Below are 21,902 nucleotides of genomic sequence, written 5' to 3' on the forward strand. Positions count from 1 at the left end.
CTGTGAGAGGTTGGCAGGTTTGTATGTTTGTAGGTTGGTATGTTGAGGAAAGATTCTGTAACCTACTAACTTACTAACATACCAACATACTGACCTCTTTCGATGTTACATGATTCTATAGTCCTAATTTATCCAGGCTGTTGTATACCTGCTGGATCGTCTTGTTCGCTCCACCTTCCAGGGCGTTGGCCTTATCGATCTGGGCTTGAGCCGGCACGGTCTGGCCGTTTTCAAAATAAGCCAAGGCCATCAGGGAGTGGGCTTCGGCATTGGAAAGGCTGAGTTTGCTTGAAAATACGTAGTTCACATCTGATAAGCCCGCGCTTTCCAGATAACCGACTTCCTGATTGCCGGTGCGGGTGAGATAGATCATGGCCAGTCCGATCATGGCTTCTTTGTTTGCAGCATCTTCGGTCAGAGCAGTCGTGAACTTTGCAATCGTCTCGTCTGTGACCAGCGAAACTCCGTCCTCCCGAAGATCGATCCATCCCAGTCCGCTTCTTGCCGATGCCTTGTCTGCTGCCGTAGATTCCTGATTCTGAAGCACTGCATTGAAAGTGCTCGTAGCAGAAGAGTAATTTGCGCCGTTCAAGTAGCTCCAGCCTGAGGTCACGGTATTGGCAGGCGGAGTAGTCCCTCCACCGCCTCCTCCACCACCACCTCCGCCGCAGCCGGAAATCACGAACAAGGCTGCCCCGATTATCAAAAGAAGTATGGCTTTCATTTGGCACCTCGCTTAGTTATTTCAGGATCGAGAACTTTCCTTCGAACTTGAGCCTGACTCCGTCCCGCACTGCTTCAAAGCGATAGAAATACACGCCATTGGCCAGTGGGTTGCCCTTCCTGCCGACCAGGTCGAACTGCTCCATTCCATTCGAACCGCTCAGATCGAGTGTTTTTACTTTTTTTCCGGAAGAGTCATAGATGATCAGTTTTGCTGACTCCGGAGTTCCGGAAAGTGAATACCTGACTGCGAGAAAATCTGTGGCAGGATTCGGGAACACCTGGAACGTGTTCAGACTGAAAGGAAGATTCACTGCGAATCTGGTGGGAGCCAGCTGATTCTGGTTGCCTGCTTTGTCAGCGAGTTTGAACTGCAGCTGATAGTCCCCGTTTCCGAGAAATTCTCCGAATCTTACAGTCAGTTCTCCAGCTGCCGCATCGTAGCGGATCACCTGCGGTTTTCCATCCAGCGTGACTTCGCTGGAGCGCTCGTCAATTCCGGAACCGTATTCAGCGACTTTCAGGACGATTTCGTTGATCTTTTCCTTGTATTCCGGCTTGGCTTCAGTCAGAAGCCTGGGAGCCTTGGTGTCCTCGAACAGTCCGTATTTGCCGCTTTGCGAGGCAGGCGCGCTGAATGAACCGCCTGCATAATTGCGGCCGAGGAAGTTCCAGCGTTCATTCGCAAAATAATAAATTCCGGAACGCGGCGAGTCAGAGGCTTCGATTTTCAGAACTCCTGGTTTCGCTGCAGGGAAATAGAAAGAGTAAGCTGAACCGGTCTGAACCAGTTCCCCTTCATAGGGAGCTCCTGAAGCAGGAGTGTTCAGGGGCGAATCCTGGAAGCAGACGATCGCTGCCTGCTCCTCTGTCAGATAGGAAAGAAGGGCCTGTTTGTCCGGGCTCGCGAGTGAACCTGTCTTGAAACTGCTCATTTCATAGACGAAATACATTGAGACTGTCCGGCCGCTGTCAGTCATTTTGATCATGCCCAGTCCCGGATAGCTGCTTTTCAGGTGATATGCTCCTTTGAAGATATTGCTGCTCGAACCTGTAAGCTGCACAGTTGGGACTACCTCTGAGGTCGACATTCCGGTCTGCCAGATCACCAGCTGATGTGGAGAGCTCAGATATGCAGTCGGTTTTTTCAGATAGATCATCAGCGTGGTACCGTCTCCCGGCAGCGGGAAGGCTTCCAGCACATGATTTGCACAATTGGCGGCAGTGGTGAAATTGTAGGAGTAATCATCGCTCATGCTGTTGCCAGCCAGGTCTTTGCAGGAAGCTTTGACTGTGACAGTGTATCTGATGCCGTTGACCAGGGACGGGAAAGGACTGAAAGCAGCTGTCACTGTATCCGGATCATAGCTGAAATTTTGAACAGGTATCAGGCGGGAACCGTTGGTCAGTGTGATCGTATCTTCTGAGATGGAATCCTGATCCATTGCTTCGCTGAATTTGATGCTGATTTCCTGTGTCAGAGGGATACTGGTGGCATTTTCCACCGGAGTAACGGTTTCCACTACAGGAGGCTGGTTGTCAGACTCTGTGGTGAAATAAAGAGGACCGTCATTGTATGGATCGCCGCTGCTGATCGAAGAACCGCCGTCGACTGTAAAATAGTACCTTGTACTGTATTCCAGAGTGGGTGGAATGAACTTTTCCAGCCGCAGGGTTCCGATATAGGAGAGGGGAGATTTTGGAGAGATTTCGGGTCCGCTGAGACTGCCTTTATACAGCTTGATGATATGGCCGATTCCGTTGTCTGAAGTAAAGAAAGCCTGAATTGAAGTGTCGATGCTGACATTGGACGCTCTGCTTGGCGGAATGGTGTGGCTGAGACCTGCTGCTGTGACGCCTCCCACAGTTTTGAACTGCAGCCTGTAGTATTCATATGAAAGGTTGGGCAGGCCGTCACCATCAGAGTCCAGCTTATGGCCATTGACGTCATAGACTGTTGCCATGATTTTAAGGTTGTAAGTCTCGTTTTCCGCGAGAGGAGTGGTCAGGATAGTGATCCTGATTTCCTTGGTGTCGACAGGTTCATTGATCGAGATCGGGATGATGGTTCCAGAGCTGTTGGTGAACATGACCGAGGAAGTGCCTGCCGTGTTCAATGAATCCACTTCCATGGTATTGGTGAACTGCACGATGATCTCAGTCAATGATGTGGGAACCGTGTTCAGGTAATTATCCGGGATGGTTAGAACGACTTGCGGGTAGACTGTAGTCACGACCGGAGTTCCTGTCTGGAATCGCGAGGTGAACATGCTCTGCATTGTATTGCCCAGTGTGTCCTTGGAACTGCTGCCGACAACGACTGTATAGTAGAAATTTGTGATGAGTTCACCTGTGTCTGGATCAAAGGTGAGCACAGTCTGGGATGTGTTCCATGTTTTCTGGCCTGTGATCACTTCTCCGGTGTTGGAGACCAGGCTGAAGGAATTTCCCGTCACTGTCATATCCATGGCCTTGCTGAACGTAACGACAATCACTTCGCTGCTGGAAACGTTTGTCTCTTCATTGGCCGGAGCAACAGAGACCACATATGGGAAATTCTGGGAAGTTGTCTGGAAACTGAAGATATACTCGTCCAGAGGCGTACTGGAAAGATCGCCGTCAAAGCCGTTTCCTGCCAGGTCTTTGACCCCGTCTTCATTGATCGTCACTTTGTAGGTCTGGGTGCCGCCCAGCGGAACTATTGGAGTCAGCTCCGCCACATGGAGTCCCGATGAGTATTGGTCGAAATAGTGATAGAACGCATTGATCGGAACATTGCTCTGGTTGGTCAGGGAAATGGTGCTGGAATTGACGGTTGTCTCATCCACTGACTCGCTGAAATAGATCAGGATCTTGCTGTTAAGGCTTACGTTGAGGGAGCCGTTCTGCGGGTAGACTCCGTTCACAGTAGGTGGCATCTGGTCCGGATCAGGGAGGTTTTCAGTTTTAAAGGAGAATGGATAGTCGCTGATCAATGGAATTCCGCTCACATCTCTGCAGGAATTGGCCACTTTTACATAGATGTCCTTATTGAACGGCAGCGGATTCACCAGATTCAGATAGAATTTGGTGAGGTCCGACGGATTGTAAGTCACGGATGTGTTGAGCCTGGCCAGAACTTCACCGGTACCTGAAGCATTGGCGGTCAGCATGCTGGCAGTGATGCCGGTAAGAACTCTTGCTGCGTCCATGTTGTGATTGAACACGATTTCGATGCTGTCGAGCGTGTATCTGACATTTGTTGCCCCACTGGACGGACTGGTGCTGATGACCTTGACCACAGGCAGAGTGCCGAGGGTGTAAAAGTAGTATGTAAGGGTGTCAAGTTTGATGGTATTGGTATAGCCATCAAAATTGTTGCCATAGAGATCTTTGGCACCTGTCGCGACCTGCACTTTATACTGTTCGCCAGGTTGCAGGGTGTTGCTGGGATGGAAGGTCAGCTGATGGGGATGTGCTCCTGCGGTGTCCAGATAGGTTTTAGTGCCTCCAACCTGGTTTTCCTGGCTGTCCAGGAGAGAAAAGCCGTAATATACGCTTCCTTCATCCATGGTCTTGTTGAAGTAAAGCACAATGTCTGAACTCAGAGCTACATCGACTGAGTCCGGGCTGGGTGTCGTATAGTCCCTGACCCAGGTCGGCGTGAGAGTGTCGGGTATTGTATAGGCTTCAATCTTGAAATGATAACTATAGTCCTGGAGCAGCCTGTTCCCGCTGGAGTTTGTGCAACTGGAGCCGATGCTGAGTTCGATGGTGGAGTTGTATGGCAGCGGATTTCTGGGCAGCAGATAGAAGTTCTTGAAATCCCCGCTCCAGGTGAGATTGCAGGCCAGACTGTTCTCTATGATGGTTTCCTTAGTGGTACCCGGCAGGATCACAGGCATCAGTTCCTTGGCGTTCAGTCCGGTGCTGATGCTCGCAGGGTCCATCGGATGGCTGAAATCGACTTCAATTGTACCGAGCAGGTGGGAAACATTGATTGCCCCGTCTGTCGGGATTGTCTTGAGCACCCAGGGGCTGACTCCTGTAGTGTAGAATACGAGCGAGAGGCCGTCCGCAGGAACTGTCTTGGGGATTCCATCAAACAGGTTCCCTGAGAGGTCCTTGGCGGTATTTTCGATGATGACCTGGTACTTCACTCCTGCAGTCATGTCATAGGAGGGGTTGAAGACCAGTTCATTGCTGTGCGCTCCGCCGCTGCCGCGGTAGGCCAGGGTTCCTGTGATTTCATTGGAATCCTTGTCCAGCAGATGGAAGGCTTTATACAGGCTGCCTTCATCCATGGGTTTGGTGAAATAGATATAGATGTTGGCATCAGGGGAGACTTCAACCGACCCGTCCAGGGGGGAACTTAGAACCGTGTCCCAGGTCGGCTTGACTGTATCAGAGCCGCTTGCGGTTTCAGTAATGAATGTGAACAGGAAATCCGTGTCCTGACGGACTTCACCGTCTGCGCGCTGGCAGGTCGCCATTACTGTGACAGTGATTGGCTTGCCATACGGCAGGGGGTTGTTGAGCAGCAGGTAGAATTTTGTTACCGGAGCTGTAGTAGCCGCTATTACAGTGGCCTGGAGGTGCTGGTCGTCCGCGACGGCATAGAGCCCTGCTGCCACGCTTGCGACATCCATGGGCTGGCTGAAATTGACTTCAACTGTCTGGAGCAGATGGGAAATATTGGTGGCACCGTCGGCAGGGATCGTGCTGAGCACAAGCGGACGGGCTGCCCCGGTTATGAAACTGATCTGCAACGGGTCATACTTGCTTGTGTTGCGGTTGCTGTCAAAGAAATTTCCGCTCAGGTCTTCAGCGCCTGGATTGGTATTTACGATAAAGATAAAGGCAGTGTCTGGTTTCAGGTCAAGGGTTGGCGTGAAGATCAGCTCGTGAGTGGAAGAACTCTCTCCTGAATCAAGGTAAGTCATAGTCCCTGCAACTTCCGGACCATAAGATTCCTGGGTGCCTTCAGTGCTGTTCAGTTCTCTGAGCGTGAATGCATTATAGAGACTGGCTTCATTCATGGATTTGGTGAAGAAAACGTGGATTTCGGCAGTAACAGGAATTTCCTCTGTAATCTGGTAGGGAGAGGTCGCAGTATACCAGGGTGGATAATGTGCAAGATTGACACTGCTGATCCAGGTTGGAATTGTGATGTCGCTGGAAGTACCGGTATTGAAGGTGAAGGCATAGTCAGAACTCATGCCGAGTTCATTAGTGTCGCGCAGGCAGGACTTCAGCACTGTGACTGTGATGGGTTTGTTATAGGGCAGTGGGTTTGTGAACAGCAGGTAGAATTTAGTAGTAGTGGCAACTCTTACAGCGGACTGGAGGCGCTGGCTGTCGCAGGAGGCATAGATCCCTGCGGCCACGCTCTCTGTGTCCATGGGCTGGCTGAAATTGACCTCGACTGTCCTGAGCAGGTGTGAAACGTTGATTGCGCCGTCTGCCGGGACTGTGCTGATCACAACCGGGCGGTTTGCGCCGGTGGTAAAGCTGTTCTGCAGCCTGTCATACTGATCAGTGTTACGGTTGGCGTCGAAGAAATTTCCGTTCAGGTCTCCTGCTCCCGGATTGGTGTACAGAGTATAGACATAGACGGTATTGGCTTTCAGGTCTATGCTGGGCGTGAAGATCAGTTCATGGGTGGAACTGCTTTCTCCTGAATCCAGGTAGGCTATGCTGCCCGCGACTCCAGGTCCGTCCTGCTCCTGGAGCGTGAATGAGCTGTAAAGAGAAGCTTCATTCATGGATTTGGTGAAGAAAATTCTGATGGAGCTGTTGATCGGGATTTCTTCGGTAATCTGGTAGGGATAGGTCTCACTATACCAGGGAGGATTATGAGCAGGATCGGCCTTGCTGACCCAGGTTGGTATAGCATTATCCGAAGATTTTTCAGTGGTGAAAGTAAAGACATAGTCAGCCGGCATCCTGATCAGATCCGGGGTAATGGACCTGCAGTTTTGTGAAATCGAAATCTGCACAAGGCTCTCATAGTGAACCGGGTTTTTCAGCTGCAGATAGAACTTCTTCGCATTCGTGAGAGTCGAAGGCAACCACTTCACTTCAGAACTCAGGTTTTGCCAGATGCCGTTTCCATCCTGAAGCTGGGCGCTGATGTTGTTTTTGACTGTGGAAGTTTCCATGGACTGGCTGAAATTGATCTCCACTGTGATTTCATTGGTTACATTTATAGCACCAGCCGCGGGTAATGTGCTGACTACATGGGGCAGGGGGCTGCTGGTGGTGAAATTGAGAGTCAGCGGAATGGCGGCATTACCGGAAAAAGCCTCATTGCTGGTGAAGTTGTCTGTGTTCAAATCTTCAGCGCCCGGGTTGGTGTCTATGTGGAAAGTATAGCGGGCAAGAGGATTGAGTGGTACATAAGGCGTGAAAATCAGTTCATGGGTCGAGCTGTTCTCGCCTGAATCCAGATAGGCCTTGTCGCCTGCCACTACATGGCCGTCGTAGTCCTGCAGATAGGCGGCCATATACAGCTTGGCTTCATGCATGGATGTATTGAAGAAGATCTTGATGGGATCGGTTAATGATACTTCAGTACTGTCCATGGAAGGTATTGTTCTACTGCTGACCCAGGTGGGAATTTGTGTTTCAGCTGTCGATTCAGTCGTGAACGAGAACCAGTATTTATCCGGCATCTTTTCCCCGTCGTCTGACTCGCAGCTTCTGGAAACAATCATCCGCACAGTGTCTTTATAGGGAAGCGGATTTTTCGGGTGCAGGTAAAAAATATCTTTCGCAGCGTTCCATGTCACTTCAGCGGTCACAAACTGCCATACATCGGTCTGATATTGCAGCTGAGCGCCGATGAAAGTTTTAGTCACATCCGGATTCATGGGCTCGCTGAATCTGATTTCTATTGTCTGGGTGCGGTTGAAAAGGTTCAGGTGAGATACATCAATCGCTCCATCGGCAGGCCAGGTGCTGATCACATGTGGCAGAGTGCTGCCTGTGGTGAAATTGTAGACCAGGTTATCCTTTGCAACCTCGGTAGTGATATAGGCGTCGAATTGATTCCCGCTGAGGTCATTGGCTACACTGTCAAACTGGATTTTATAGCTGACCAGTTCCGCCAGATTTTCGTAAGGCCTGAAAATCAATTCATGGGTTGAGCTGTTCTCGGAAGAGTCCAGATACAACTTTGTACCCCCGACTTCCTGGGTGTTTGGGTCGTAAAGATGGAAAGCCCTGTACACGCTGGCTTCATCCATGGATTCAGTGAAGAAAATATGGATTTCGCTGGTGACAGCCACTTCGATACTGTTGATGGAAGGCGACGTCTCGCTGTACCACTTGGGAGTATGGGTCAGATCGATCCTGCTGATCCAGGTGGGGGAAACTGTGTCGCTGACCGGGTTGTTTTCGGTAGTGAAAGTGATCACTGCATCATCTTTCATCCTGGTTTCGCTGGTGGAACAGCAGTTTCTCATTACCCTGATGCTGATGTTCTTGTTATAGGGAAGCGGGTTCAGGAAATGGAACATGAAATCATTGGTAGGTGAAGCAGTGTAATCAACGTAACCCTGAATCTCCTGGGAGTCATAAAATGCACGGATGGAATTAATTACAGTTGCGGTATCCATCATGTGGTCGAAGACTATCTCCACTGTCGCTATATTGTTGGAGACATTGTTTGCTCCATCCGCAGGGATTGTGCTCTGGACCTTTGGTTTGCTGCCATGGGTATTAAATGCGTAAGTCAGCGTTTCCATGGTCTCGGTGGTAAGCAGGGCATCAAAGGAATTCCCGCTCAGGTCTATGGCATATCCTATGCTTTCAGGGGATTTGTAGCTCATCAGTTCGACCGTGTATTGCTCGGCTTCCTGGAAACTATAGCTTGGCTTGAAGCTCAGCAGATGGTTGGGGCTGTCTGTATAGACCAGGCTTCCGCTGACCATGTTCCCTTCAGAGTCGATCAGGTGGAAAGACGGACTGAGCGAAGCTTCATTCATGGATTTGTTGAAAGCGATCTCAACCGAACTGGCGATCGCTACTTCCGTGCTTCCAGGATAAGGAGTGGTGCGGGACTGCGCCTGCGGGACAAGGTCTCCATCCCAGGTGGGACGGGTAATGTCGTGGGTGCCTTCGCTTTCCGTCTCGAAAGTGGCGGAGAAGGTCGGATTGTATTTCATTCTGGACCCTTGGGCGCTTCTGCAGTTGTTGAGAGCGATCAGGTAAATGGTCGTGTCGTAAGGCAGAGGGTTTTCGACTTCGAGCGTGAATGTTTTGGCAGGGACTGCAGGCCAGTTGAGCTGGCTGGTTTTCAGGGGTTCCAGGCTGCCTCCATAGAAGATGGCTACCTGAAGTCCCTGGGACACAGAGGTCGGATCCATATCGTGGCTGAAAGTGAAACTCACCACTTCTTTGGTCCGGTTAACTTCTGTGGTGCCATTGCTGGGATTGGTGCTTATCACCCAGGGCGCAGCGCCGGGAGTGGCAAATTTGAAGACCAGGGGTTCCAGGGCCGGAGTGTTCAGGTATCTGTCAAAGCTGTTTCCCCAGATGTCCTTGGCATTGCTGTTGACCTCCACTGAATAGATCTCAGTATTCTTGAATCCGCCTGTGGGGATAAAGCTCAGTTCATGGGCTGCACCAGGTCTGACAGCCGGGTCCTGATAGTTCAGCTGCCCTATCACCTCGTTTTCAGCGCTGTCTTTCACTATGACAGCAGTCCTGAGGCTGGCTGCATCCATGACTTTGCTGAAATCGATGTAAATTGCGGAGTTTGTGTTTACTTCCACTGAATTGTGCTGCGGGCTGATCGAGGTCTCTGAAGTTATGGTCGGTCTGGTGGTGTCAGAAAATGTCGCAGAGACAGTTCTGAAAGATACCAGGCTTGCTTCACCAGAGTAGTCCGGGCTGGAAGAGAGAGGCACCCCGTTCAGATTCCGGATGGCGTGGCTGTAGCTGAATGTGTAATCTGAATTAAAGGCGAGATAGGAGGCTGGGTGGAACACTACCCTGTATGGCGACAGGAATCCGTTCGGAACATACTGATATTCCACTGTGCCTAAGACTTCATTGTCCAGGCTGACTTCATGGCTGCATTTGAACAGCCTGACACTGTTGCATCCCCACTTAGTCTCCACTGAATGCGAATCCAGCGGCGAATCGAAAAAGATTGTGATTTCAGTGGAAGCGTAATTTACCGGAACTTCAGTGGTCCTGTCCACGCCTGTCTGATTAGCCAGCGGATCAGTGGTCAGGACATGCGGCACATCCTTGATCACATTGAAAGTGAATGATCTGGAGAAGATAGAGGTTCCGGCTAAGCTTACAATGCCTGGCAGAACTGTCGGATGATCGGATGCTTCCGGGCCACCGTCATTGTATGAGTTGGGTCCTGCATAAGGCACATCCGCCAGATTGGTCTGCTTGTTTTTGCCTGCCAGCATGATCGAGCAGACTCCGCCGATTTTGAACAGATTGTTGTTGAAATCAAGCACTACTATTGTTTTGCCGTCATTGCTCTGATCCTGCATGTAATAAGAATTGTCGAGCGGAGGCCCTCCGATTCCAGGCACGGTTTCCGCTGTTGTGGTCAGCTGATACCATTGATAGCCGCCATTGTTGTAAAGGCTGATCCAGAGGCTGTTCAGCTCTCCTGTCTTGTCCATGCGCTCTGAAAAGAGAAATTTAACGTTGATGTCCGGATTGAAGAACTGCTTGGTCTGGCCTGAGGTGTTTGTGTAAACTCCATTTTTTTCAGTGTAATTCACTCCATTTTCTTCAACAATTGCTTCGACTGTCGGTTCAGTCAGAGCAGTGAACATTGTAGCTGTGAGCGAATCGCTGTCAATCACATTGCCTGCCCTGTCGATAATGGTTCCGCTGACTACTCCACCCAGAGTATAATGGGCGTTAGGATCCAGGTAGGACGGACCGGCAGAGAAGTAATCAAACACTTCTACCGATGAGCCATAGAAAGAAGTGTCCCCTACTTTCCAGGTGGCTGAGAAAAGATTGATTGGATTGGGATCCTTTGACTCGACTTTTTCACTGGAGATCAAGACGTCATCCTGCTTCAGGAAATCGAACAGATTTGAGGCGCTGATCGAAGGCAGCACAGGTGCGGCATTGGTCTGCGTACCGCTCCCTATGAATACAGGCTCGTCGAAATTCAGGGTGAATCCTGTATACATGGGGATGGGATCCTGGCCTGACAAATATGTAACAGGGTTTGGATTTGGAGACTGATCTTTCTGAAGCGAGCCGTCCAGATGATTGAAAAAGTAAGTCGGCATGAAAGTCATTTTTGGTTTGACTGAGTCCACGTGTATCACAAAAGTGCTTTCACATTGATTGCCTGCCCTGTCAGTGACTGTTGAAGTCAGTTCATAATCTCCGTCTGCAGGGAGGCCTCCTTTGACTTCGAAAGTGGCATTGCATTTCTGGGAAACCGGGTCTGAAGCGAGTACTTCCACGGTTTTATTGCCCATTGAGCTGGACAGGTTGAAAAAGCTGTCATAGGATGGTGCAGGTCCGATCTTGGGTGAAGCATAGAGGTATGAATTTTTCTCAATGTAATTCACGCAGACTTCAAAAGTGGTGTTTTTCTTGAAATACGATCCTGAATCAACGACTATGGTCGGGTTTTTGGCGTCTATGATCGCTTTAGCAGTCAGGCCGATCAGTTCAGGCGTGACCACTACATCATTGATCACAGGCGGAGTGGTATCAATTGTGACGCAGGTTGAAGAATAAGGGGTGACTGTATGATTTCCGGCAGCATCCATCAGCCTGACTAGAATTCTTCCATTGTTAGCGTCCGGGCTTCCTACTGATACTTTTTTATTGGTGAAAGTGGCCATATAGTCTGAGGAGATGGTGTTAGGACTTGAACTGTCTGATCCAATGTTTCCCAGGTCCAGTATGATGTCTGAATCGGTCATGGCGCTCTGGTTGCCTGCATCGTCATAATAAAAGGTGACCTGGAAATTGTCGCCTGCAGGCAGGTAAATGGCAGGCCATTGGCTGGCTGCCAGTTCCGAAGTGTCGAAAGACAGGCTCTTGGTGGTGTTCGAGAATACCAGACAATTGAAATCAGGTACAGTATCGTCAATCATGATATTGTAGTAGGATTTTTCCAGGACGTTTCCTGCCTTGTCAGTGATATAGAGTGTAATGGTCTTGCCTGCTGCAACACCGACCGTGTCTACCTGAAAGTTGTTGTCAAACATGATGGTGCCTTTGGTCGAGGCCACAGTCGGTGGAACAACGGCAGCTTCATGAGTAGCATTGACTATGATGTTTTGGAGGTCCAGGTAATAATCATTCTGGTCAAGGGAGATATTGTCTTCTGTGAAAGACACCTGGATCCTGAAATGCGAGCCTCCATTCGGTGCATATGGCGGGGAATTCTTGCCCTTGAGATAGGCCGGCGTAGTCGGCGTTGTCAGAGGCCAGGATCTCATGGACTGATTGTCCCAGCCCCAGTCGTCGTTGTAGATTGTGATGGAATCTACCACAGGCGAGATGCTGTCCACCTGCAGTGTGAAAGTGGCTGAAGAGGAAAGGCGTTCAGGCTTGATCCCTGGAATATAATCTGAAACAGTGATGATCACTGCCTGGGGAGAGCTTCTGCCGGGATCGATCGAGATCGGATACCAGGATCTGACAATGGAGTCTGCTTCCTGGTCTGTCTGCGAGGTCGGTGCGATTGTCAGAGACCCAAGATCGCAGATGTATCCTGTGGAAGTTTCATCTGTATTGTCGTCCCTGAATCTGACCCTGATCTCCATGGTACCTGTAGCAGCCACTGGTCCCACCGAGTTGCCTGACAGATAGGGGCTGGTAATCTGCCATCTCTTACCCATGCAGCGTACTTCGATCGAAGAGATCACAGGTGCTAAGGAGTCGATACCTACATGCGGCTGCCATTCCATAGGATTGTCTGTTGCTGAATCATGACCGCCGGCGCTGATCTTGACTTCCTGGCTGTTCCCGTCTGTGCAGTGGACAGGGATCGAAACCGCGTCCACGCCGATGTCAAAATGCTGAGAAATCTTGCCGCTCGAGCTTCCGACATAAGCGATGACTTCATAAGTGGCTGCCCTGTCGACTGTAACTGAACCGTTCACCGTGACTTCTGTGGAACGGGTTTTATAACCGTCTGTCGGGGATGTGACATCAATGTGATTCACGCCTTTCGCAGTGCTGTTCACCATCAGGGTGAAAAAGACTGTAGTGTATATGTGCTGCGGATCTGCTCCGGCATAGTCATCCGGGACATTGATGGTTACCCTCTGGTTAACGATTTTGTTGGCCGGAATATTAACCGGGTACCAGTACTTTTCGTACCATCCTCCGGTAGGTCCCTCGAGCGGCATCCCCTGGGGTGCTGTGGTCAGAGTCCCCAGATCGCAGAGGTAATCAGATTCCGTTGCGTCGTGATGGAGCGCGTCCTTGAACGAAATCCGGATTTCCATAGTTGGATCTTTGCCAACAGGACCTACCAGGTTATTGGTGGCGTAAGGTGAATTAAGGATTGTGACTACTGTGTTTTCATCAGGGTCAAGATAGGTTATTTCGATTGATTGGACTTCAGGAGGAGTGCCGTCAATATCCATGGTCCAGCCTTCATCGTCTAAAAATGCTTCAGCAGAGGCATAAAAGGCACGGGACGTTCCATCCACGCAGCCTTCCACTGTGACAGGAAAGGTGTAAGTCCCGGCTGCGCCGAATGTGCGTGAAGCATAGGCGGTTTTTGTGCCTACATGAGCTTCGACTGTGACTGTATCCGGCGCATTGATTGTTATCTCTGTTGTCAGTATGACTTCACTGGAACGGGCCAGGTAGCCATTATCAGGCTTTAAAATCTTGAAGTCAGTCACTGCATAAATAGTGATTTTTTTTGTGGTGGCACTTACGCCTTTGCAGGTGGCAGAGACTGTCTGAGATGGACCTGTCAGGCAATTATGCACTTCGACAGTAGCTATTTGATGCCCACTGGTAAAAACGCAGACAGTAGACCCTGACTTTGTCCCGACAGTGGCAAAGACTTCAGCTGTCGCATCTAAGAACGGACCAGGGGAATCCACTTCGCAGGTCACAATGATTTCAGTTGTATACAAAATCGCGTTATTTGTCGGACTGTTGATCGTGACACTCGTCGGGGCTACTGTATAAATATTGATGGTCGGTGCCGGAGCATGCAGCACGGTTGAATCAAGCCCGTCGACAGTAACTTTGACTGCCTGGGCTGTTCCTGCTGCGCAAGCGCTCACCAGGATCGGAAAAGTTTCGGTCCCTGCACCTGCGAAAACGTGCGAAACCACACCGGATTTTGCTCCGACAAGAGCGGTCACTGATCGTGTGCAGGCCTCGAAAACCGTCACTCTGGCCTGTACTGTAATTTCCTGGGTATAAAAAGTAGATCCAGTAGTCGGAGAAAAGACCTGGCAGTCGGTCACAGGATAAATGTTGATTTTTACCGCAGTCGCATTGCTGTATGTCCCGTTGCACAGCACCTTGACATACTGGTTGACACCAGTGACGCAGTTTACGGGGATCGTAATGCCTGAGTCTGTCCCTGAAGTGCCGGAAAATGTATGTGTGATATGTGCTTCATGTGTGCCGATGTAAGCGTAGACTTCAGCAGTCACTCCTGCTACTCCATTAGTATCATATGTCACGCTGCAGACCACATTATTCGCTGTAGCGTATAGGTTTGCTCCATTGGCAGGACTGGTCACTGTACAGTTGCTCACATCTGCCCATTTGATATTTATCTTTTGTGCTGTGTAGAAATCAGTAGAATCTTTTGATCCGCTCCCGTCTACATCGGCATGGACTGTTTGATTGAGCCCGCCTACGCATGACACTGTAATGTCAAAAGAATGGGTCCCTGATGAAGTGCTGAAATTATATGAAGTGTGAGTATGTGCTGCTGCTCCGACGTAAGCAGTTACATTTCTGGTGCCACCTGTGCCACCAGACCAATCCACAGTGATGTGCGCTGTGACTTCTGTTGTATAGAAGATAGCGCCATCTATCGGTGTCTCCACTGTAATATCATCAATAGTGAATGCCGCCATTGCTGCCTGGGCCCAGCCCAGCAGCAGGATGAACAGCAGCAGGCTGATTGAACTCCGGATTCTGCTCATTGTGTCACCTCACCTGTACTTGTGCCGCCTGTGTAGCGGGTCATGATTACAGGCACTGTCATGGTTTTTCCTTCTTCCAGGATGAAGTAGTCAGTACCTGACTGGTTATAGCGATAGTCGCCATTGACCCTGGCAGGAGTGCCGACAGTTTCCACGTATTCGCACTTGATCTTGTAAATGCCTGAGAACAGGCTGTCCACGGTAAAGCGATAGCCGATCAGTGTGAATCTGCTGGAAACATCGATCGGTACTTCCGTGTATTCGGAGAGATCCAGGCCTGCGGCAGTGGTAGTGGTGGTTTCCTTGGTGGTTGAGGTCTCCTGGGTCCCGGTCGTGCCTGAAGTTCCGGTGCCGGTGCCGCCTGTGGTAGTGGTGCTGGTACCTTCCGGAAGCTTGACCATCCGTAAGAGCTTGAGGCTGATCAGAGTTTTGTCCACTGTCAGATAGGCATATTTGCCGCCACTGGAAGTATAGAATTCGCCCTCCACTTTGGATGAGGGATTGTTGTTCACCATGTTCACCTCAACCTTGGTCTTGTCTTCCTTGGGCAGGAATTTCAGGTCCATGCTGAGTGTCTCGAAATTTGTTTTCCGGAAAAGGACAGTCTGCTCACCCGGCGGGATGTTCATCAGCAGAAAATCGCCCTGCGAGTCTGACTTGGTAGTAGTGGAGCCGTCCTTGACAGTGATGTCTGTCTGTTCCAGCCCGAGTCCTGTAGCCGGGTCTGTCACGCGGCCGGCCAGAGTGGCCTTATAAGGCTGGATCCGGATCACTTTCACAGTTTCGCCGCCTGCAGCTGTCAGATTCAGGCTGTCGGATTTCTGGTAATAGCCGTCTTTTTTTAACAGCAGGTTGTAGGTTTTCGGCCCCAGGCTGGCCATGTAGACCATCCCGTCCTTGTCTGAGTACCATGAATCGATCACTACATCCGACCCTTCGATGATCACCTGCACGCCTTCCACAGGGTTGCTGTTGTTGGCATCCAGAATCTGAAGCGCTACTTCCGAATAGTCGTTTTCCATCACAAGCGTAGCATTGGCATAGCTCTCAGTCCCATAGGTGAAAACAGGCAGGCTCTTCGAGGTCTTGCCGTCTAAAGAGAAAGTCAGGGTGTGGTTTCCAGAGGTTACATTGGCATAGAAGTATAAGCCGTTCGGATTGGTATAGGCTGTCTGGCCGTCAAGTGTCACCTTCACCTCAGGAATGCCTTTGCCGAATCCGTCCAGGGTATAGCCGCTGACTGATCCTGCCTTGGATGAGGTCAGGCCGAAAGTTTCAGTCAGCATCACATTGGACTGGCCGGTCTGATCGATGAGCACGGATTTTTCATAGAGATTGAACCCGCTGGCTTCCACGCGCAGGGTATAAGTCTTGGCTGCCAGAGGCCCTTCGAATGTATAAAACCCGTTGTAAATGGATCTGGTCTCGCGCTTTGTGATGCCGTCGGTCAGGATCACCAGCGCATTGCAGACCGGAGCATTGGAGACAGCGGCAGTCACGGTTCCTGTGAAAACGACGGCCCCGACTGTGGCGCCGAGATTCCTGTCAGCCACCATGCTGTTGAGCACTGAGGTATTATCATTGTGGCAGCCGATCAGAAAAATCAGCGAGAGCGTGGCAGCCGTGATAGTCATCAGTATCTTGATCCGGGTTCTCATCGAGCCTCCCTATTAGAAAGTATTAAAAATCCAAATTTCATAATCATGCCCCTTTTCAATGTATGCACTCGTTCCAGAAATTCATTCCTGTATCAGCTTTGATATAATCATTGGCCGGGAGATTGGTAAAAAGCGGAGCAACTTCATATAAAATATTGATTGTATTGATGTCTGACGAAGAGAGCTCAGGCCGCGGCAGGGAATAAGTCGGAAGCTTCAGAGTCGAACCGAACATCACATCCCCTTCATTGTAGCTGTGTCCCCACAGGCCCAGGGCGTGGCCGATCTCGTGCAGAGCCAGGTATTCGCTGGCAGCGTTGTCGATCAGCCCTCTGCCATTGTAAGGATCGACTGCAGTCAGCAGAACCACTGGCTTGTGCAGAAACAGGCCTGCCATGTTACTGGCTGGATTGGAAGCCAGTGTCAGGCCGAGCAGGCTGGCAGTAGAAGTTTCGCTCGTGGAACTCGTAGAGGTTGGCTCTACATTGATCTTGTTTGTCCAGTAAATGGAGAGGTCTGCCACTGCAGGATCATCAGTCACAACGAATGAAAGAGCAGGACAGGCTGTGGCCCATTCATTGAGCGCGTTCCTGGCATTGCTGTGCAGTTTGTCCAGCACTATGGAAAGAGGGGACAGGATTTCCAGGCTGTTGATAAAAGCAGTCTGATTATCCACGCTCTGAAATGAAACATCCATGGTTTCCGGAGGAGTGAGGAGAAATTCTCCTCCACCGTTTATGGAATTCGGATCAGGATAACTAATGGTGCTTATTTTATCCGAACTGTCGATTATTGACTGAGGAATTACGATCGGATCTTTGCAGGTCACGAAATCGCCCAGATAGACCTTGACCGGCATGTCCAGAAATCTGCGGGAAGATATCCTGAGTCTTTTTTCAGGAGCATCGTCATCAAACCTTATCAGGCGACTGATATAGGCATAGTAGTTAGGAGTGCGCACTGACGGGACTTTTGGCTGATATTCCAGCAGATTTTCCCCAGGCTGGAGCAGAATGTCGATCGATTCAGTCTTGAATCCAGGCACGAACATTTCCAGTTTGTGGAACCCCACGTTAAGATCATTGATCCCTGCAAGGTAATTACTTGTATTAAAGAGTGTCGAATCTTCGACTGCCCATTTATTCTGGATCAGCTTGTCATTATCGACTCTGATCAGAGCTTTAGGATGCCAGTAAATTGATTCCGCTCCTGTAACTTCCGTTGACTCTATGACATAGCTCAGGACATTTTCAATGGGAGTAATATGATTGCTGCCGTTGTCATGATATCCAACGCCAAACCAGAAACCATTGTAAGAAGTCTGAGACCTGAGGTAGCGGACCTTGACTGCCAGATTGGCTTTGCCGTCGCTTCCCTGCGGCGTATAAGGCAGCAGGCTGAAGGGCACGCTGGTGCCTGACCCGTCATCCTTGCAACCCAGGAACATGGTTGCAAACAGCAGCAGGCTCGCATACAGGAGCTTCTTCAGTCTGGATTTATTTGCCATTTTTTCCTCTCAACCCTTTGAAATCCCGATTCCTGGCAGAGGTCTGCCCCTGCATTTTTCAGAACGTATACGTCATTCCGCCCGAGTAGATCGCATCTGAGCCGTTGAAGAGATTCAAGGCTGCGAAATCCAGGGAGATCCTGGAATGGCGGTATCTGGCCCCGCAGTTGAAAGCCAGGTTGTTGTCGTCATTGATGTAATTGCCCCAGAGCTGCTTGGCTTCAGCGAGCAGCGAAGTATATCCCAGGCGGTATTCCAGTCCTGCTCCGGCGATTGCCAGATCCTGGCGTTCGATGTGGATCGGAGGGATGTCTGTGCTGCGGATGAAGGTGTTTTTCAGGGAAAAGTTCGTGAACAGCCTGGGGCTGACCTGATCCGAGATCGCGATGTAATAGCCGTTCATCTTTTCCAGGTCCATGTAATCCATCAGGAGCTGATCCTCATTGCTGAGATTCGTGTATTGCCCGCCGAAAGCGACGGCTTTTCCCTTGTAAGGAGTCGCCAGCTTGAAGTGGAATGTGGCGAATTCCTTGCGGATGGAGTAATTGACATTTGCCGGAATGCTGCTTATGTCATTGTTCACTGAAATGAAGTTCACTCCGCATTCAGTGTTTTTTCTGACTCCGTAGTTAAGGGAACCTATGTATTCCCATTTTTTGGATTGATATGCCGCTCCCTGCAGATTGAAATCGCCGTCCGAGTAAAGCATGTGGCCTGCCACGTTGCAGTAACCGTGCGAGGCGATGAAGGCAGTGGGAAGTTCGATCAGTCCTGTGCAGCCCGAGAGGCAGAGTCCTCCGTCTCCCAGCGAGAGTTCAGCCAGCCGTGAAAAGTACGAAACCGGATATTGTTCGTCGTCTGCCGGCGGTTTCTGCTTGTTCAGGATCTCGTCCTTATAGCTGTATCCGATCTGCTGCAGGGCATCATCCACCTGCTCTGCAAAGGCACAGGCAAAATTGAAAAAGACAAAAAAGATGATTATTTTTTTCATAGGCTATCCCCTGTGTTTTAATATGGTTATCGACAGTTGCAAGCAGGAGATTAAGCGATTTGGTGAGTGGTCCTGTTCTGTTATTAAATTTCGAGTTTCGCGATGAAATTTAATTACAGAACAGGATCCCCGAGCTCCGTGAGGGGATCTGAGAACCCATTACAAACAAGTTTGAAAGTGTCTCTTCAAAGGATTTTAATTACTGATTCGAGAAAAAAACGGCCGCGGAAAAAAGCGGCCATTTAGCTTACTGATTTAAAATCTGTTACTTGAAGTTGAACTTTACTTCCACATCCTGCTTGTCTGTGTCAGCGACCTTGAACATCTCTTCAGGAGTGTAGCCGAGCATCCTGGCGATCAGCAGGTCAGGGATGGAAGCGATGCGGATATTATAGGAATTGACGCTGTCGTTGTAGAATTCTCTCCGGTCCGCGATCTGATTCTCGATTTCAGAGATTCTTCCCTGGAACTGCAGGAAGCTTGCATTAGCTTTGAGATCAGGATAATTTTCCGCGACCGCGAACATGGATTTCAGCGCGCCTGCCATCATATTGTCGGCACCGGCCTGGTCCCCGACTGTTTTGGCGTTCATGAATGCAGTGCGGGCCTCTGTCACTCTCTGGAGCACTTCGCGCTCATGCTTCATGTAGGCTTCGACTGTCGGCATCAGCTTGGTCAGTTCGTCGTGCCGCTGCTTCAGCAGCACGTCGATATTGGCCCAGCTCTTTTTAATGTTGTTCTTCACTGAGATCAGGCCGTTGTATAAGGAGATGAAATAGACAACGATCCCGATCAGGAAGATGACCATGATGAAAAGGACAGCTAAACCGATGATTATCAACGTTCCTCCTTCTCAGGCAATTTTATTCTGATATATTATTATAATAACATCAGGGAAATCAAATCTCTAACTCGACTTTGGCAAATTTTCCAGATCATACCGCTGAAACCCTTGTGGGGTGGCCAGGCGTCCGAAGCTGTAACAAAACCAGGAGGGTTTTTCAACAGCTTCAGATGCCAGGACAGGACCCGCCACAAATCGAGTTTTCCGAACAACCTTTGGCTGTACACTACAAAAATTTGCCAAACTCAAGTCTTTAACCTGGTTTTTCAACAGCAGACTCACCTCACACCCAGGCGGAATAATAAGTAAATCATGCATACCAGGGTGAGCAGAGGACCGCCGAAGATGGCGAACGGAGCCCACCATCCCAGGGAACTGAGAATATCCTTTTCACTGGAATCAGAAAGGTAAAACCACTGCTCGCCTTTTCTGATGCTGGCCACGCATTTGTTGTCTTCCAGAGCCATGCTTTTCATTTGCGCTGCAAGATCCGGGTCAGGGTTGTCCAGGTTGTCTGCATCGGCTTTTTTCTGCCAGAAAGCGGCTGTGCCGAGTATGTAAAGCCCGTCATTAGGGGCGATGAAAATTTCAGTGAAGCGCAGCCGCCTGTGCCCGCCGAACAGGGATTCATAATTGATGTGCTTCTGTTTCAGGAAAGCTGTCAATTCAGCCGGAAGGGTGGAAAAGGAGCTGAATTCCCTGCAATAGTCTGTTTTCAGATTCATCGTGGCTCCCTCAGGGAAGACAATGGCTCTGGCTGTGTCGTCTTCGATGAAGAAAGCTTCATTGGACTCGCCTTTGGATAACAGACTCCAGTGCCCCCCGTTTTTACTGGAGACCCACTGATCCACCTTCCACTGGAAGTAGACACATGGTTTCAGATGCATAGGGGAGAGAAGATTTTTCCTGCCCAGCGCCTTGCCGTTCACTTCCACCAGCCCCATGGCCATGGAACGGATCTTGGAGGTAGGCGTGTTTTCGATGGTACGCTTGAGGCGGAGTTTCTGGAAGCCGCTGTAGAAAAAATAGAGGCCTGCGAAAAAACCGATCGCAGCATAGACTACCGGATCGCTGTCGTCATGGTGATGACTGGCAAGCTGGATTAACGGGGCAGCCTGCAGCAGAAAAAGATGGATTGTTGTGATCATGATTAACTTTATAGCGCAAATCAAGGAATCGGTCAATTTCCGGTTTCGTCTTTGCCGCCTGCCTGATAGAATAGGCTGAGCTAAATTCAGTGAGGTAATTTTGTTCTTCTGCCTATCCCACCTCAGGACTGCGGAATTCTATAATCTCTTCCACTACTCCATCTATATACTGATACTTTACATTTTTTTCACCCGCTACCGCGAAAAGTCCGAATATCGTTTGAATCTTGACCAGAAGGCCGATCTCGGAACAGTCAGGGATTTTTTCTTCCTCTTTCTATTCTCCGCTTTAGTGGCATTTATTAACTATGTCTGTGTGGTAGGTTCTCTTAACCCCGGAAATTTCTTTCACCGGGTCTTTTTCGGTTTTTTCAACCTGGAAAACATTTTCAGAGCTAATTATCTGCTGCTTTTATACGCTCCTTTCTACGAAGAACTGGTGTTCCGCTTTTTCTTTTACAATCTGTTCTTCGAATTATCGAACATCGGCGGATATCCCAGGCGGTTTGTGATTCTCTCTGAAATCTATCTGCTCTTTTTTGCTGCCTTCTTCAGGCCGTTGTTTCCTGACAACCACCTGCAGATGATAGTGTCGAGCCTGCTCTTTTTCCTGTTCATGATGATCCTGAATCAGGGCCTTACGCTGATTCACAGAATGGCATTCGAGAAAAGGGTGATGCTCCTGAATGTGGTTTTTTTCGCCTCCGGACATTTTTTCAAATTCTACCTGTATCATGGCGGCAGATTCGCTTTCACACTGGCGCTCTACATTTTGTTTTCGATTCTGGTCAATCTCCTTTATCAGCGGAAAAAAAGTATCGTCTATCCGCTCTGGCTGCATTTTGTCTGGAATTTCTGGATGATCCTGCCTTCCTGCGGAAGCTTTCCCGGATGAGCCTGTTTGCCATTTC

8 protein-coding genes are annotated in these 21,902 nt (G+C 49.7%); 1 reads left to right on the top strand and 7 read right to left on the bottom strand.

Annotated features, from left to right (window positions below):
- Positions 1-115: 115 nt before the first annotated feature.
- From PHW04_01990 to PHW04_02020, 7 genes are all read right to left on the bottom strand, one after another.
- The gene (locus PHW04_01990) at positions 116-724 is read right to left on the bottom strand and encodes a hypothetical protein (GenBank protein MDD2714644.1); all 609 of its coding nucleotides are present in this window, start codon (positions 722-724) and stop codon (positions 116-118) included.
- Between the two features lie 16 nt (positions 725-740).
- On the bottom strand, positions 741-14,843 hold the full coding sequence (locus tag PHW04_01995) for an Ig-like domain-containing protein (protein MDD2714645.1): 14,103 nt from the start codon (positions 14,841-14,843) through the stop codon (positions 741-743).
- Positions 14,840-16,501 (bottom strand): carboxypeptidase-like regulatory domain-containing protein, encoded by a 1,662-nt coding sequence (locus tag PHW04_02000; GenBank protein ID MDD2714646.1) that lies wholly within the window; start codon positions 16,499-16,501, stop codon positions 14,840-14,842. Before PHW04_02000 ends, PHW04_01995 begins: the two co-directional genes overlap by 4 nt.
- 55 nt (positions 16,502-16,556) lie before the next feature.
- Positions 16,557-18,008 carry a matrixin family metalloprotease gene (locus PHW04_02005; GenBank protein ID MDD2714647.1) on the bottom strand — a complete coding sequence of 484 codons (1,452 nt, stop codon included), beginning with the start codon at positions 18,006-18,008 and terminating at the stop codon, positions 16,557-16,559.
- 58 nt (positions 18,009-18,066) lie between these two features.
- Entirely contained in the window at positions 18,067-18,999 is a 933-nt protein-coding gene (locus tag PHW04_02010; GenBank protein MDD2714648.1) for a hypothetical protein, read from the bottom strand.
- 265 nt (positions 19,000-19,264) lie between these two features.
- A complete protein-coding gene (locus PHW04_02015) occupies positions 19,265-19,840 on the bottom strand; it encodes a LemA family protein (GenBank protein ID MDD2714649.1) in 576 nt (191 codons plus the stop codon).
- A gap of 281 nt (positions 19,841-20,121) precedes the next feature.
- Positions 20,122-20,991, bottom strand: a complete 870-nt coding sequence (locus PHW04_02020; protein ID MDD2714650.1) for a hypothetical protein — start codon at positions 20,989-20,991, stop codon at positions 20,122-20,124.
- Positions 20,992-21,091: 100 nt separating this feature from the next.
- Between PHW04_02020 and PHW04_02025 the strand changes: the two genes are divergently transcribed.
- Entirely contained in the window at positions 21,092-21,886 is a 795-nt protein-coding gene (locus PHW04_02025) for a hypothetical protein (protein MDD2714651.1), read from the top strand.
- Positions 21,887-21,902 lie beyond the last annotated feature (16 nt).

Source organism: Candidatus Wallbacteria bacterium (genome assembly GCA_028687545.1).
Lineage (GTDB): Bacteria > Muiribacteriota > JAQTZZ01 > JAQTZZ01 > JAQTZZ01 > JAQTZZ01.

Coding starts and splice junctions, on each gene's coding strand:
- PHW04_02010 (MDD2714648.1), bottom strand. CDS start 18,999: ATGAAAAAAATAATCATCTTTTTTGTCTTTTTCAATTTTGCCTGTGCC.
- PHW04_01995 (MDD2714645.1), bottom strand. CDS start 14,843: ATGAGCAGAATCCGGAGTTCAATCAGCCTGCTGCTGTTCATCCTGCTG.
- PHW04_02005 (MDD2714647.1), bottom strand. CDS start 18,008: ATGGCAAATAAATCCAGACTGAAGAAGCTCCTGTATGCGAGCCTGCTG.
- PHW04_02000 (MDD2714646.1), bottom strand. CDS start 16,501: ATGAGAACCCGGATCAAGATACTGATGACTATCACGGCTGCCACGCTC.
- PHW04_02020 (MDD2714650.1), bottom strand. CDS start 20,991: ATGATCACAACAATCCATCTTTTTCTGCTGCAGGCTGCCCCGTTAATC.
- PHW04_01990 (MDD2714644.1), bottom strand. CDS start 724: ATGAAAGCCATACTTCTTTTGATAATCGGGGCAGCCTTGTTCGTGATT.